This is a genomic window from Methylorubrum extorquens, from assembly GCF_024169925.1.
In the GTDB taxonomy this organism is placed as follows: Bacteria; Pseudomonadota; Alphaproteobacteria; order Rhizobiales; family Beijerinckiaceae; genus Methylobacterium; species Methylobacterium extorquens_A.
The window spans coordinates 4,295,806-4,310,529 of sequence record NZ_JALJXF010000001.1; the positions used below are offsets into that span (position 1 = coordinate 4,295,806).

Annotated in this window: 13 protein-coding genes; 6 read left to right on the forward strand and 7 right to left on the reverse strand. The window is 69.3% G+C overall.

Translation table 11 applies throughout. From position 1 onward, the window contains the following. Nucleotides 1–58: 58 nt before the first annotated feature. Nucleotides 59–1,360, forward strand: a complete 1,302-nt coding sequence (locus tag J2W78_RS20075; RefSeq protein WP_253373367.1) for a thermonuclease family protein — start codon at nt 59–61, stop codon at nt 1,358–1,360. Between the two features lie 30 nt (nt 1,361–1,390). Here the strand turns inward: J2W78_RS20075 and J2W78_RS20080 are convergent, their stop codons facing one another. The 5 genes from J2W78_RS20080 to J2W78_RS20100 all read right to left on the reverse strand — a co-directional run bounded on the left by J2W78_RS20080 (nt 1,391) and on the right by J2W78_RS20100 (nt 5,740). Beyond that, on the reverse strand, nt 1,391–2,269 hold the full coding sequence (locus tag J2W78_RS20080) for an acid phosphatase (protein ID WP_253373368.1): 879 nt from the start codon (nt 2,267–2,269) through the stop codon (nt 1,391–1,393). 163 nt (nt 2,270–2,432) lie between these two features. Next, nucleotides 2,433–3,311 carry an alpha/beta fold hydrolase gene (locus J2W78_RS20085; protein WP_253373369.1) on the reverse strand — a complete coding sequence of 293 codons (879 nt, stop codon included), beginning with the start codon at nt 3,309–3,311 and terminating at the stop codon, nt 2,433–2,435. Next, entirely contained in the window at nt 3,311–4,153 is an 843-nt protein-coding gene (dapD, locus tag J2W78_RS20090) for a 2,3,4,5-tetrahydropyridine-2,6-dicarboxylate N-succinyltransferase (RefSeq protein ID WP_253373370.1), read from the reverse strand. Before dapD ends, J2W78_RS20085 begins: the two co-directional genes overlap by 1 nt. A gap of 165 nt (nt 4,154–4,318) precedes the next feature. Next, nucleotides 4,319–4,786, reverse strand: a complete 468-nt coding sequence (locus J2W78_RS20095) for a Crp/Fnr family transcriptional regulator (protein ID WP_253373371.1) — start codon at nt 4,784–4,786, stop codon at nt 4,319–4,321. A 267-nt stretch (nt 4,787–5,053) separates the two neighbouring features. Next, nucleotides 5,054–5,740, reverse strand: a complete 687-nt coding sequence (locus tag J2W78_RS20100; RefSeq protein WP_003601479.1) for a response regulator transcription factor — start codon at nt 5,738–5,740, stop codon at nt 5,054–5,056. A gap of 290 nt (nt 5,741–6,030) precedes the next feature. On the opposite strand from J2W78_RS20100, the gene J2W78_RS20105 reads away from it, so the two are divergent. Beyond that, entirely contained in the window at nt 6,031–6,624 is a 594-nt protein-coding gene (locus J2W78_RS20105; protein ID WP_253373372.1) for a L,D-transpeptidase family protein, read from the forward strand. A gap of 100 nt (nt 6,625–6,724) precedes the next feature. Here J2W78_RS20105 and J2W78_RS20110 read toward each other — a convergent pair whose 3' ends face one another. Beyond that, on the reverse strand, nt 6,725–7,456 hold the full coding sequence (locus J2W78_RS20110) for a YggS family pyridoxal phosphate-dependent enzyme (RefSeq protein ID WP_253373373.1): 732 nt from the start codon (nt 7,454–7,456) through the stop codon (nt 6,725–6,727). Between the two features lie 110 nt (nt 7,457–7,566). Here J2W78_RS20110 and J2W78_RS20115 point away from each other — a divergent pair, with 110 nt between their 5' ends. From J2W78_RS20115 to mnmE, 3 genes are all read left to right on the forward strand, one after another. Continuing rightward, nucleotides 7,567–8,682 (forward strand): DUF1963 domain-containing protein, encoded by a 1,116-nt coding sequence (locus tag J2W78_RS20115; protein WP_253373374.1) that lies wholly within the window; start codon nt 7,567–7,569, stop codon nt 8,680–8,682. 114 nt (nt 8,683–8,796) lie between these two features. Continuing rightward, nucleotides 8,797–11,424, forward strand: a complete 2,628-nt coding sequence (gene leuS / locus J2W78_RS20120; RefSeq protein WP_253373375.1) for a leucine--tRNA ligase — start codon at nt 8,797–8,799, stop codon at nt 11,422–11,424. Between the two features lie 91 nt (nt 11,425–11,515). Continuing rightward, a complete protein-coding gene (gene mnmE, locus J2W78_RS20125; RefSeq protein WP_253373376.1) occupies nt 11,516–12,850 on the forward strand; it encodes a tRNA uridine-5-carboxymethylaminomethyl(34) synthesis GTPase MnmE in 1,335 nt (444 codons plus the stop codon). Nucleotides 12,851–12,965: 115 nt separating this feature from the next. On the opposite strand, the gene J2W78_RS20130 is transcribed toward mnmE, so the two are convergent. After that, on the reverse strand, nt 12,966–13,988 hold the full coding sequence (locus tag J2W78_RS20130) for a PAS domain-containing protein (RefSeq protein WP_253373377.1): 1,023 nt from the start codon (nt 13,986–13,988) through the stop codon (nt 12,966–12,968). A 368-nt stretch (nt 13,989–14,356) separates the two neighbouring features. On the opposite strand from J2W78_RS20130, the gene J2W78_RS20135 reads away from it, so the two are divergent. Beyond that, entirely contained in the window at nt 14,357–14,623 is a 267-nt protein-coding gene (locus tag J2W78_RS20135; protein WP_253373378.1) for a DUF6894 family protein, read from the forward strand. The last annotated feature ends 101 nt before the right edge of the window (nt 14,624–14,724 follow it).

Sequence of the window (14,724 nt, forward strand, 5' to 3'; positions counted from 1 at the left end):
CGACGGGCGCCGCCGTGAGGGGCGCCCCGGCGACGAACGAGAACAGGGCATCGCACGCGTGAAGGGATCGGCAAAGGCCGCAGGCCGGAGCAAGGACGAGACGGCGGCCCCGCCGGAGGCGCCGGTCTCCGAGGACGACCGCCGGATCCGCGCGCTGATCCTGGCCGAGCTCGACCGGCGCGGCGCGCGACCGGTGGCACGCCGGACGCTGGCCCTGATCGCCGAAGGCTTCGTCTTGCCCGCCGACGGGGTGCCCGGCTACCGGATCGTCGATCGCACCGGCACAGTGCGCCTGCGGGGCGAGGCGGGTGCCGGCGTGCCGCTGACCCTTCACGACCTCGTCGAGGAACTTCGGGAGCAGCACGCACCGCTGTTTCTCCCCCCTGCCCCCGAACCGGAGCCAGAACCCGCCCGCGACACCATCGCCGACGTGCGGGCCGCGGGCGCCCGCTTCGTGGAGACGCAGTCGGCGCTGGCGCGCTCCCTGGCGAACAGCTCCGCCGAGCGCAGCCGGGCGCTCGCGAGCGCCGCGAGCGAGACCGTCGAAGGCTGGCGCAGCCGCCTCGCCGAGCGACTGAAGGCCCGCCCGCGGCCCGCACCGGTCGGCGCCTCCCTCGATCCGGCCGCGTCCTCGCCGAACGCGGCGGAGCGCCTTGCCGGTGCGCGCGCCCGCGTCGGAGACGGCTGGCGGCGCGTGGCCGGCGGGATTCAGCCCCGCCAGACGGCGAACCGGATGCGCGACCTCGCGGAGGATGCCTTCGCTGCGGGTAGCCGCCGGCCGGTTCTGCTGATGGCGTTCGGCGCCTTGGCGGGCGCAGGCCTCGTCGCGGCGCTCTCCCTGAGCGGACGTGATACAGAGGAAGCCGATCGCCCCGTCCAGCAGATCGCCGAAACCCCGGCCCCGCAGACGACGCCCACCGGATCGCCGCCGGCCTCGGAGCGCGTCCCGGCGGCGGAGGAGCCGGCCCCCGATGCACCACCCGCGGACGCGCCGGGGACCACGGCCGAGCGTCCGCCCGAGCCGGAGGCGCCGCGCAAGGGCGCCAACGCCATCGTCGGCGTGCCGGAGGTGATCGACACGGCGACGCTGCGCGTCGGCGGCAAGGTCGTGCGCCTGTTCGGCGTCGAGTGGGTCCGCGGCGGCCAGTCCGACGAGCTAAATAAGTATCTCCGCAAGCGCTCGGTGACCTGCCAGCCCGCGCCCGGCAGCAGCGCGCATATCTGCACCGTGGAGGGCCGCGACCTCTCCGAGGTGGTGCTGTTCAACGGCGGCGGTCGCGCCTCATCCGAGGCGACGCCGGATCTCGCGGCGGCCGAGGATCACGCCCGCACCGAGCGGCTCGGCGTCTGGAAGCGGTGAGGCGGTGGGTCCAGGCCTATCCCGGCTTCTTCAAAGCAAGGGCTGGCGCGCCGCCGCATCCTCGCGGGCACATAGCGTGGGGTCAGGCTTTGCCCCCTCCCCGCTCAGCGCGCGTTTGAGGTCGGCCCGGGCGCGCTCCAGATCGGTGCGGAACTCGGGATCGGCGAGCAGCACGGCGACCAGCGCCGAGGCGCCGGTGCGGGCGGCCTCGACATCGCTGAGCCAGTGGACGCCGCACACCACGCGGCTCTCGCCGTAGAGCCGGCTCCGCACTAGGAACTGCGTCGCCTTCTCCGGCATCAGGTTCGCCATGATCATCCCGTAGGCCCAGCCCTGGCCGGAATGGCCGGAGGGATAGCTGAAGCTGTCGGCGAGCTCGGCCGTGCGGGCGACGCAAATCGGCAGATCGTTGCCGACGAAGGGGCGCAGACGGCGGTAGCGCCGCTTGGCCACACGGGTGGCGCGGGCGATGTCGATGCGGGCCCGGTCGAGGAGCCGCATCAGGTCGGGCACGCGCCCCTGGTCGATGCGCTGGCCGAGGACGCAGGCATAGTCCTCGAGAAGCGCGGCGCCGCCATCGGCGACGTCGTTGGTGGCGAGCGCCCAGCGCGGGCTGCCCTGGAAGGCCCGGGTCGCGTTGTAGACCGCCCGGTCCGCCGCCTCCGCCGCCGAGTGGCCCGCGGGGGGCGGAGGCAGGATCGCCACGAGGTTCGGCGTCGCCTCCTCGCTGAGATAGCCCTTCGGGGCAGCGGCCGCGAGCTTGTCCTTCTCCAGAGAGGGCGCGGAGGTCGCCGGACTGGCCGGTGCCGCCGGCTCGGCCTTGACGGGGACGATTTGGAGCGGCGGGACGGCGAGGGTCAGCGCCACCAGGGCGGCCAAGCGCACCGGCGCACGGGTCGGGCGGGTCATCGGAGGAGAAGCTTTCAGGCGCCGGGGCTGAACGGATCGTGGCGGAGGCCAGGAGCGGGCTTCAGTTTCGAACTGATGCTTCCGGCCTGTCTAGAAGGGACGTGCGACGGATGCGTCACAGTCCCAATCCGGTGTCAGGCCGCAGCGCTTTTTCGGCCTGGCGTCAGGGCGTCCGGATCGCGGCGGCGACCTCGCGGAAGAACTCCTCGTGGGCGCTCAGCGCCCCCGGTACGGTGAGAGCCGAGACGCGGCCCGTGCCGATCAACGCATCCATCTCGGCGCCCGAGCGGCGCGGCGCCTTCTCCGGACGCAGCACCTGCACGGGCGGCAGATCGCCCCCGAACGAAGCCAGGAATTGCTCGCGCGAAGAGGCTGGATCGAGGCCGCCCGTGACGAAGGCTGCGGTGCCGAATCGGCCCCGGCTCTGGCGGGTGATGCGGTGCTTGGCGGCGATCACGGCCGGCGTGACATGCGCCGGCTCGGCATAGACATGGGCGCGCATCATCCGCCCGATGATCGGCCGGCTGATGTTGATCCGGTAGAGCGCTTCGCCGAGGAGCGGCGTCTCGACCGCGCGACGAATTCGGCCGAACCACGCGGCGCGCTCCGGCCCCATCGCGGTCGGCAGGGGCCCGCGCCAGGTCGGCGCCACGAGCACGAGCCGTGCAAACGCGCCGGGATGGCGGCGTGCGGCGGCGACGAGGTAGGGCGCGGCGTGGCCCGCGGCGACGCCGAGCGCGTAGGGGCCGGGTGCGGCCGCCAGCAGCGCATCGAGGAAGGCGTGGAGGTTGGCGGGATTCAGCGGCAGCCGGGCCCGCGGATGCGCGCCGAAGCCCGGCCAGTCGGGCACGAGGCAGCGATGCGTCGCGCCGAGCTCGCGGGCAAGGGGCAGCATCTCCTCGCGCGCCGAGATCGAGGAAAGGGCGGGCAGGAGCAACGCGTCGGCGCCCTCCCCGATCACGGCACAGGGCGTCGCCACCCGGTGCCCCGCGACGGTGAGGTCGAGGGTCCGGGTGGCGGGCGACGGGCTGGCCGACGCCATCAGGTCCGCAGCAGCTCGTTGATACCGGTCTTGGCGCGGGTGCCGGCATCGACGCGCTTGACGATCACGGCGCAGTAGAGGCCGGGGCCGGGGGTGCCGTCGGGCAACGGCTTGCCGGGCGTCGTGCCCGATACCACCACGGAGTAGGGCGGCACGCGGCCGTAGAAGGTCTCGCCCGTATTGCGGTCGATGATGCGGGTCGAGGCGCCGATATAGACGCCCATCGACAGGACCGAGCCCTCGCCGATGATCACGCCTTCGGCGACCTCGGCGCGGGCGCCGACGAAGCAGTTGTCCTCGATGATAACCGGGTTGGCCTGGAGCGGCTCCAGCACGCCGGCGATGCCGGCGCCACCCGAGATGTGACAGTTCTTCCCGACCTGGGCGCAGGAGCCGATCGTCACCCAGGTATCGACCATGGTGCCCTCGCCGACATGGGCGCCGAGGTTGATGAAGCTCGGCATCAGCACCGCGCCCGGCGCGATGTAGGAGCCGCGGCGCACGAAGCAGCCCGGCACGGCGCGGAAGCCCGCGGCGCGGAACTCGGCCTCGCCCCAACCGGAAAACTTCGAGGGCACCTTGTCCCACCACGGGGAGGAGCCGGGGCCGCCCTCGATCGGCACCATGTCGTTGAGGCGGAAGGAGAGCAGCACCGCCTTCTTGAGCCACTGGTTGACCTGCCAGGAGTCACCCGCCTTCTCGGCGACGCGGGCCTGACCGGAATCGAGCAGGTTCAGCGCCTCGTCCACCGCCTCGCGCACCGCGCCGGTGGTCGCGGTCGAGATGCCGGCGCGCTCCTCCCAGGCGGCTTCGATGGTCTTTTCGAGATCGGCGTGTGACATCGGGGCTTTCCGGACTAGAGCGCATTCCGACGAAGTGGTTACCGGTTCGTCGAAAGAATGCGCGTCAAAACAGGGGCCTGGAGACGCCGGCCTGATGCAATCAGGCCGGATACGGCTCTAGAAGGCGCGAAAGGTGGTCGTGCTTACAAAAGCCGTCCGGTCCTGTCACCGTTTGCGTGGCGCGAGGCCCACAAGTCGCTCGCGCACGCCGGACAGACCCTGCACGAGATCGAGCAGCTCCTCGGCCATGCCGTCACGGATCGCCGCCGCCGCGTCGGGAAACTCGCGCAGGACACGGCTCATCACCGAGGGCGTCACGCGCATCACTTCGGCAGGCTCGACCGCGCGCGCCTCCGCTGGCCGCTCGACCGGGCGGAAGAGGGCGTTGCGCCCGATGACCCCGGAACGGGACACCGTGACCGGCTCCGCACCGGACCGCAGGGGGACGAGCGCGATGGTGCCGGACATGACGACGTAGCCGCCATCCGACGGCTCGCCGCGGGCGAACAGCAGGTCGCCCTCCCCCAGGAGGCGGCGCTCACCGGCAAAGCAGAGCAGGCGCAGGGCGTCGCGCCCGAACAGCTCGAACACGGGGGCCGCGGCGAGGATCGCGATGTCGTCGTCGAGCCCCAACGCCTCTCCGCCCCTCGGCCGCGATACGCTACGCCTGTTGCATCGCCTCGGTGACTCTCACGAAACGCCCGCTGCGCCGCCGTGCCCGGAAGGGGAACGGTCGGTGATCGGGAGTTCTGTGAGGCACTCTCACTCCGAAAGCCGGCGACCACCTTCCGGGACGATGCTTGACTGTCCGGGCGCAAGCTTAACCGATGCGGAGGCGGTGCGATACGTCGCCCGGCCGCGTGCTGTGCGGGACGGTGGATACCGGCGCCGAATCGGCCTTCAGGGTAGCAATTTGTAGCCGCCGCCTTCGGTGACGAGAATCGCGGCGACCGCCGGGTTCGGCTCGATCTTCTGGCGCAGCCGGTAGATGTGCGTTTCGAGGGTGTGGGTGGTGACGTGGGCATTGTAGCCCCACACCTCGGCGAGCAGCGTATCGCGCCCCACCACCTCGCGGCCCGCCCGGTAGAGGTAGCGCAGAATCGCCGTCTCCTTCTCGGTGAGCTTCAGCTTGGAGCCGCGCTCGCCGACCAGCAGCTTGGCACCCGGCCGGAAGGTGTAGGGGCCGATGCGGAACACCGCATCCTCGCTCGCCTCGTGCTGGCGCAGTTGCACCCGGATGCGGGCGAGCAGAACGGCGAACTTGAACGGTTTGACCACGTAATCGTTGGCGCCCGCCTCCAGGCCCTCGACCATGTCGTCGTCGGATTCCTGGGCGGTCAGCATGATGATCGGGCCGCGATAGCCGTTGCGGCGCAGGGTCCGCACCGCCTCGCGCCCGTCCATGTCCGGCAGCGCGACATCCATCACCACGAGATCGACCGGCTCCTGCGTGACACGGTTCAGCGCCCCGGTCGCCGTCGGCTCGCCGATGACGGAGAATTCGTCATAGGCGTCGATCTGTTCCGTCAATGCCTCACGCAGGGCGTCGTCGTCGTCACAGACGAGGAGGCAATAGGGGTTGGACATCGACGCAGCGGCTCTCAACAAGCATTCCGGCCACCTGGACTTCGCACAGAGATCCGGCAGGCGGCCAAGACGATTTCATCGCGGCACGCCGATTCGAATAGGCATATCGCCCATTGGCTGGCCGCGGACGGAACCCATGCGGTGCCGCCTGACGACAAACCTAGTTCGTTTTACGCGCCGGGAAATCCGGATTGCGCGCTTATGCAGAATTTTCGCCATCTTCCACCTTTCTGTGCCGCGACACGACGTCAGACTGAGCAAAGCTCGGAACAAGCTGGGACAAACTGGCAATGCGGCGCGCTCAAGTTGCAAAGCGGACCGGGATCGCCGCGGCAGGACAGGGGAGACGGACCGACACCCTCGATCTGCTGCGGGTGCGCCCGCTGCCGGGCGATCCGACCCGCGGCACGCTGATCGCAGGCGGGGTCGTGATCCCCTGTGCCCTCGGGCGCTCCGGCATCACAACGCAGAAGCGGGAAGGGGACGGGGCCTCGCCGCGGGGTGTCTTTCGCCTGCGCGGCGGCTTCTACCGGCCCGACCGCTTCCCAGTCCGCCCCGTCAGCGCGCTCCCTCTGCGGGCCACGCGACGTGACGACGGCTGGTGCGACGCGCCTCAGGACCGCCGCTACAACCGGCCGATCCGGCTGCCGAGCACGGCGGCGAGCGCCGAGCAGCTCTGGCGCGACGACGGACTCTACGACCTCGTGATCGACCTCGATTACAACCGCGGTCCGATCCGTCCGGGCCGGGGCTCGGCGATCTTCCTGCACATCGCCCGCAGCGGCTACCGCCCGACGGAAGGCTGCGTCGCCCTGAAACCCGCAGACCTGCTGCGCCTGCTCCGCCGCCTCGGGCCGGGAACGCGGATGAAGATTGGGCGATAATCGGTCGTTAACCGGCTAATCCTTGCGGCGGATCAGGTTTTTACCGGAACCGGGCGGCCGTCTGGGCGAAGGACAGGCCGGCCCGTTGGTTGCAAACGGGTCAGGCCCGCTTCGTCCGCCGGCCGAAGATGGCCGTGCCGACGCGGACATGGGTGGCGCCCATCTGGATCGCGGCCGGAAAATCCGCGCTCATGCCCATCGACAGGATCGGTAGGCCGTGGCGCTCGGCAATGCGGGCCAGCAGGGCGAAATGAGGGGAGGGCGGGTCTTCGGCCGGCGGGATGCACATCAGGCCGTGGATCGCGAGATTGTGGGTTTCGCGGCACTCCGAGAGCAGGACATCGACCTGATCGGGGGAGACGCCCGCCTTCTGCGTCTCGCCGCCGGTATTGACCTGGATCAGGAGCTTGGGCGCCCGGCCGCTCCGCTCGATCTCCTTGGCGAGCGCCGCGGCGAGCGACAGCCGGTCGAGGGCGTGGATCACGTCGAACAGTTCGACCGCCTCGCGCGCCTTGTTCGACTGGAGCGGGCCGACGAGATGCAGCTCGACATCCGGATAGCGCTCCCGCAGCGCCGGCCACTTGGCCCGCGATTCCTGCACGTAGTTCTCACCGAAGATCCGCTGGCCGGCCTCCAGCGCCGGCAGGATGCCCTCGGCCGGCACCGTCTTCGAGACGGCGACGAGGTGGACGCCGGCCGGATCGCGCTCGTTGTCCTCGGCGGCCCGGCGGATGCTCGCGCGGACCTCCGCGAGCCCGGCCGCGACATCGGCCTCACCCACCGGCGGCTTGGCGTCGAGGGTCTGATCCGGGGTTTGGCTCTCATCCATCATGGGCCCTCCTTGCGGCGGCGCAGACACGACTTCAAGGGTCGCGGGGTGTTTCCCTGCTTCGCGCCCGCGATATCCTGGCCTCTCCCGATCCGAACGGAGAAGCCCCGCCGATGTTCGATACGCCCGCCGACGCCCAGGCCCAACTCGCGCAGCACTTTGCGCGCCCACAGGTCGAGAGGGTGGTCGGGGCGCTGGTGCCGACCCTCGTGTTTCGTCCGCTGCCGACGGACAAGGGAAGCGTCGGCGGCACGCGGATCGGCGGGACACCGGACCTTCCGCCGGGGCTGACCTGGCCGCGCCGGGCCATGCCTGCCGATGCGGAGGCTATTGCCAAGCGCGGGAACGCAGAGGCCGGGGAGGACATGCGGCGGCACTTCCGCAAGGAGTTGCCCTACGCCTTCTTCGCGCAGGTCGATCTCCGGGAGGCGAGGGGGCAGGCCGAAGGGCCAGCCAAGAAGCCGGCCAAGGAGTCGGCCAAGAAGCCGACGATGGGAGAGGGCGGTCCCGCCGCCGCTCTGCCGGGGCACGGGCGGCTGCTGTTCTTCTACGATCTCTCTGCCGGCCCGTGGGACAACGGCACCGAATCCGCCCGCGTGATCTGGGACGAGAGCCCGCGCGAAGGCCTCGCCCCCCAGACCATACCGTCCGACCTCGCGGCGGCGGCCGATGCGCACCGGGCTGAGATCGCGAAGACAAACCGGCAGTTCAAGCTGCCCCTCCCGAAGCCCGGCTCCGGCACGCCCTATGGCGGCCCGGCCCGGCCGCTGAGCCTGCACGCCACCCTGCGCCCGCCGGCCATCGAGAGCCTGGAGATGGACGCTCAACCGGCCCTGAAGGCGGCGTTGGCGCTCCGCACCGAGGGTGAGGAGAGCTTTCACGACGCCTATCAGGACCTCTTCTCGAAGGCCTTCGACAGCTATCACGGGGCCGCCAATGCCGGGCGGCGCAACCAGCTCCTCGGCTCGCCGCTGCCGGAACAGAGCGATCCGCGCTTCGAGGCGGAGGTCGTCTCGCGCTTCGGCGTGCAGCATCTCAGCCAGGAGGAATGGAAGGCGCACAAGCCTGCAATCGAGACCGGCGCACGCGCCTGGCGCCTCCTCTTGCAGATCGATGTCGGCGATTTCCTGCAGGAGAACGGGGAGGGTACCGTCTACTTCCTGATCCGTGCCTCCGATCTTGCCGAGCGGCGCTTCGATCGGGTCGTGGCAGTCTATCAGCAGACCTGAACCGCGCCGATCGTTGACCCTTGACCGCACGGATATGCTAGGTGCCGGGCTTCGGCCCCCGCGACAGCCTCGCGTGCGGCCCACCTCCTTCTTACGCTGATCCCGGCGCCCCCGATGACCGACTCCGCACAGCTCTCTCCGACAGCGCAAGAGCGCCACCACGAGCGTTACAACGCCAAGGACGCCGAGCCGCGCTGGCAGCAGGCCTGGGACGCGGCCAAGCTGTTCGAGACGAAGAACGACGACGCCCGACCGAAATACTATGTGCTGGAGATGTTCCCCTACCCGTCGGGGCGCATCCATATCGGCCATGTGCGCAATTACGCGATGGGCGACGTGGTGGCCCGCTACAAGCGCGCCAAGGGCCACAACGTGCTGCACCCGATGGGCTGGGACGCCTTCGGCCTGCCGGCCGAGAACGCCGCCATGGAGCGCAAGGTCAACCCGCGGGAGTGGACTTACGCCAACATCGCGACCATGCGCGGGCAGCTTCAGAGCATGGGGCTGTCGCTGGATTGGAGCCGGGAGATCGCGACCTGCGATCCCGACTACTACAAGCACCAGCAGCGCATGTTCCTCGACTTCCTGGGCAAGGGGCTCGTCACCCGGCGCACGGCGAAGGTGAACTGGGACCCGGTCGATCACACCGTGCTCGCCAATGAGCAGGTCATCGACGGGCGCGGCTGGCGCTCGGGCGCGCTCGTCGAGCAGCGCGAGCTGACCCAGTGGTTCTTCAAGATTACCGATTTCGCGCAGGATCTGCACGACGCCCTCGACGGGCTGGAGCGCTGGCCGGAAAAGGTCCGGCTGATGCAGCGCAACTGGATCGGCCGCTCGGAGGGGCTGGAGGTGCGCTTCGCGCTGTCCGCGCCGTTCGCCGGCACGGACGAGGTGGCGGTCTACACCACCCGCCCCGACACGCTGTTCGGCGCCCGGTTCCTGGCGATCTCCGTCGATCACCCGCTCGCCAGGGCGCTGGCCGAATCCGGCCCGAAGGCCGCGGAGTTGCAAGCCTTCGCCGAAGAGTGTCGCCGCATCGGCACGGCGCAGGAAGCGATCGATACGGCCGAAAAGCTCGGGCACGACACCGGCCTCACGGTGCGCCACCCGCTCGATCCGTCCTGGGAGTTGCCAGTCTTCGTCGCGAACTTCGTGCTGATGGAGTACGGCACCGGCGCGGTGTTCGGCTGCCCGGCCCACGACCAGCGCGACCTCGACTTTTCCAACAAGTACGGGCTCGGCAACACACCGGTGGTCTGCCCCGAGGGACAGGACCCGGACGCCTTTGTCATCACCGACACCGCCTATGACGGCGATGGGCGGATGATCCACTCGCGCTTCCTCGACGGCATGACGACGGACGACGCGTTCAAGGCCGTCGCCGACCGGCTGGAGGGCGAGACCCTCGGCGTTGCGCCCGTCGCTCGCCGGAAGGTCCAGTTCCGCCTCCGCGATTGGGGCGTGTCGCGCCAGCGCTATTGGGGTTGCCCGATCCCGATCATCCACTGCGAGGCCTGCGGCCCGGTGCCCGTGCCGGTGGAAGACCTGCCGGTGAAGCTGCCGGACGAGGTCTCGTTCGATCAGCCCGGCAATCCGCTGGAGCGGGATCAGGCATGGCGTCAGGTGCCGTGCCCGCGCTGCGGTGCGGCGGCCCGGCGCGAGACCGACACCATGGACACCTTCGTGGATTCGTCCTGGTACTACGCCCGCTTCACCGCGCCCTGGCTCGCCGACGCTCCGACCGACCGGACGACCGTCGATCACTGGCTGCCGGTGGATCAGTATATCGGCGGCGTCGAGCACGCGATCCTGCACTTGCTCTACTCGCGCTTCTTCATGCGGGCGATGCAGGCGACGGGCTGGTCCGGCGTGTCCGAGCCGTTCGCCGGCCTGTTCACGCAGGGCATGGTCGTCCACGAGACCTACAAGGATGCGGCTGGCGCCTGGACGCCGCCCGCCGAGATTCGCTTCGAGACGCAAGACGGGGCGCGCAAGGCTTTTCACGTGAAAACCGGCGAGCCGATCGAGATCGGCCCGACGGAAAAGATGTCGAAGTCGAAGAGGAACGTCGTCGACCCCGACGACATCATCGCCAGCTACGGCGCCGACACCGCGCGCTGGTTCATGCTGTCCGACTCGCCGCCCGAGCGGGATGTGATCTGGACCGAGGAGGGCGTGCAGGGTGCCGCCCGCTTCGTGCAGCGCGTCTGGCGCCTCGTCCACGGAGTGGCGACCGCGAACGGGCCTGGGGGCGCCGCCGACACGCCCTTGCGCAAGGCCGCCCACAAGGCGCTCGCCGCCGTCGGCGAAGATATCGAGCGTCTGCGCTTCAATCGCTGCGTGGCCCACATCTACACCCTGGCCAACGCCCTCGACGAGGGCCTGCGCGGCGGTGCCTCGCAGGCCGCGGCGGGCGAGGCGGCCCGCATCCTCGTGCAGCTCATCGCACCGATGATGCCGCATCTCGCCGAGGAATCCTGGCGTGTGCTGGGCGGGGAGGGGCTCGTCGCGGAAACGGCCTGGCCGGTGGCCGATCAGGCTCTGCTGGTCGAGGACGAGATCACCCTGCCGGTCCAGATCAACGGCAAGAAGCGGGCGGACGTGACCGTCCCGCGCGACGCGGATGCGGGGGCCGTCGAGGCGGCGACGCTGGCCCTGGAACCGGTGCAGCGCGCCCTCGAAGGCCGGGCCCCACGCAAGGTCATCGTCGTGCCAGGGCGGATCGTGAATCTGGTGGTCTGACCGGCCTCTCGTATAAAACAGGTCTCGCGGCTGCCGCGTCCCTCCTCCCGCAAGAGGAATGGGGCGCGGCGGCGGGACAAGCCTCATCGCCATGCCCCCATCCCTCCCCGACCGCGACGACACCATCTTCGCCCCGGCGAGCGGCTTCGGCCGTGCGGCGGTGACGGTGGTGCGCATCAGCGGGCCAGCGGCGGGGCTTGCGCTCGACCGGCTGGCCGGCGGGCGCCCGGAGCCGCGCCGTCTCTCCCTGCGCCGCCTGCGCGACCCCGACTCCCGCGACATCCTCGATCAGGCCCTCGCGGCATGGCTGCCGGGCCCTGCCACGGCCACCGGCGAGGACATGGCCGAGTTGCACCTGCATGGGGGCCTCGCCGTGCGCTCCGCCGTGCTTGGAGCGCTCGGGCGTGTGCCGGGCTGCCGCCCGGCGGAGGCTGGGGCCTTCAGCCGCCGCGCCTTCCTCAACGGCCGCATCGACCTCACCGAGGCGGAGGGCATCGCCGACCTCATCGACGCCGAGACTGAAGCGCAGCGTGTCCAGGCCCTGCGTCAGCTCGACGGCGCCCTCGGCCGCCAGGTCGCCACCTGGCGCGAGACCGGCATCGATCTGCTCGCCGGAGCGGAGGCGGCCCTCGATTTTGCCGACGAGGGCGATGTCGATGAGGACGGCCTCGACGCCGCCCTGTCCGGCCGCGCCGCCGCCCTGCGCGATGCGATCCGAGCCGCGCTGGCCGACGGACGCCGGGGCGAGCGCCTGCGCGAGGGCTTCTGCGTCGTGCTGGCCGGAGCGCCCAATGCCGGGAAATCGACCCTGCTCAATGCGCTGAGCGGGCGCGACGCGGCCATCGTCTCGGATATTCCCGGCACGACCCGCGATGCCATCGAGGTGCGCTGCGATCTCGGCGGCCTGCCGGCTGTGCTGGTCGATACCGCGGGCCTGCGCGAGACGGCGGATGCGATCGAGGCGGAAGGCGTCAAGCGCACGCAAAGTCGTATCCGCACCGCCGACCTCGTGCTCCATCTCGTACCAACGGACGGCAATGCCGATACCGGGCTTTCAGCGGACGTCCCCATCCTTCTCGTTCGCACGAAAACCGACCTTGCGCCGGAGGTGTCGGGGGCGGGCGGCGTCGCCGTCTCGGCTGTCACGGGCGCCGGGCTCGACGCGCTCCTGGATGCCATCCAGGCCGCAGCTCAAACGGCCCTCGGTCAAGGCGACGCCCTCGTCACCCGCGAGCGTCATCGCGAGGCCTTGTCCCGGGCCGCGGATCATCTCGACCGCGTTGCCACCGCTTCAGTTGGCTTCCCGCCCGAACTGATGGCGGAGGATCTCCGCCTCGCCGTCCGGGCGTTGGGCGAAGTCGGAGGCCATGTCGGCGTCGAGGAGTTGCTGGACCGCCTCTTCTCTGGGTTCTGCATCGGCAAGTAGCGGGCCTGGGTGGCTAGAGCATCGTCCTGGATATCGGATCCAGGACGATGCTCTAGCTTTTTGATTTTGCATCACTTTTTTCCGAAAGCCGGAAGCCCCCTTTCAGGACGATGCTCTAGCGCCGGAATACCGCGATACGGTTGCCCTCGACGATCTGGAAGCCGATTCCTGCCCTCTGAAGCGCGGCCACGGCCCTCTCATGGCTGTGGGCGCGCCGCCCGCCGGCATTCTCCTCGAGGCGTCGGACAGTGGCGAATGACAGGCCGCCCGCTTGAGCCAGATCCTGCATCGACCAGCCGAGCAGCGCACGCGCCGCGCGCAGATGGCTGCCGTCGATGCTCTGCACCAGTCCCCGGCGCACCTGATCGATGACCGGAGCCTTGGGGCCACCCAGCCGCGATGCGTAGGTCGCCCAGGTCTCGGTGCGGCCCTCGGCGTCGCGGACGGGGGCGTAGAGGAAGCGGAACTGGCCCTGGTCACCATCCGCCATAAGCAGGCGTTTCGAGACCTCGAACGACTTCCCCTCGGCAATCATGGCCTGAATATGCGCGCGCATGCGGGCGCGGTCGTCGGGGGCGACGATCCGGTCGCAATCCGCCTTGAACACATCCTGGCTCACGCCGGTCAGACTGAGAATCTCGGGCGACGCCGTCCGTTGCCCGCCGACATAGAGCGCCGCGTTTGACCAGGATTGCAGCACCTCGAACAAAGCCCATTGGCGACGGCGCTCCATGCGCAACGACGCCGCCATCTGCTCACGATCCGTCACATCCAGCACGATGCCGGCCGCCGCGCGCGGGCGGCCTTCGGGCGTGTGATAGACGGTACCTCGAAGGCTCAGGATCCGCAGGGCTCCGTCGGGGCGCAGCACACGGACGGTGTGCGCGCCGAGCATGCCTTCGACTCTGACATCATCCGCACGTTCGAGCCGGTCCTGATCCTCCGGATGGACGAACTGGATCAGTCGCTCATAGCTCGGCGTGGTCTCGCCAACAGGGAGCCCGAGCAAGCGGAAAAGGCCGGGCGACCAAACCTGTTCCCCCGTCGCGAACGTCCAGCCCCAGGTACCGGTGAGGCCGATACTTTCCAGAAGCCGCAGGAAGTCGGACGACGAGAAGCTGAAATCCGCCGCGTTCATCGGCGAGCCGATGCAGGATTGCGGCGTGATACGAAAGGGCCTGGACGATTTTCGCTCATCTCTCACCGGGGAGCTGGGTAGATCTGCGACGGACAACGCTGTCTCAACCGACGGACCAAGCCCAATATCTCAGGACGCGGCCATTTTCCTCGATTGCCTTCCAAGTGATATATCGCGCGCTATTTAACATCGAACAATGCAACATATTCTTCCGGGCATCAGCCCATTTGAGCATTTTTTGGCGAAACATAAACTGTCGTCGAAGCGTATGAGCACAAAGTGCTCAGCAAATTATTGACTACAAACTTTATTATTTACGGGATTTGGGTCATCATTGCTTTTCATTACGCTCAATCACCGAATGCGATATGCCAAAGTACTTCTTCAACGTGCACGACGGCCTCGACATCGCGGATGACGATGGGGTTGAATGCGCCGATCTGGAAGCCGCTCTGTGCACAGCGGTGCGCTATGCCGGCTCTCTGCTCAAAGAATCCGGCCATCGGATGAACCTGGGCGATACATGGTCCCTGGAGGTGATCGAGGAGGCGACGTCGTCGTCGTTCTGCATCGACCTGCATATCCGTCCGTCCCTAGCCTCGGCCCTCCCAGCGCCACACCGGTCCGCCGCCTGACGCGTGTCTCGCAAAAATTCTCACCACCCCTCCGCAGCGGGGATGTGGGCGTTTTGCGGGGTCGATGTCGCGAGGGCGTGCAGAACCGAAGGCTTTGAACC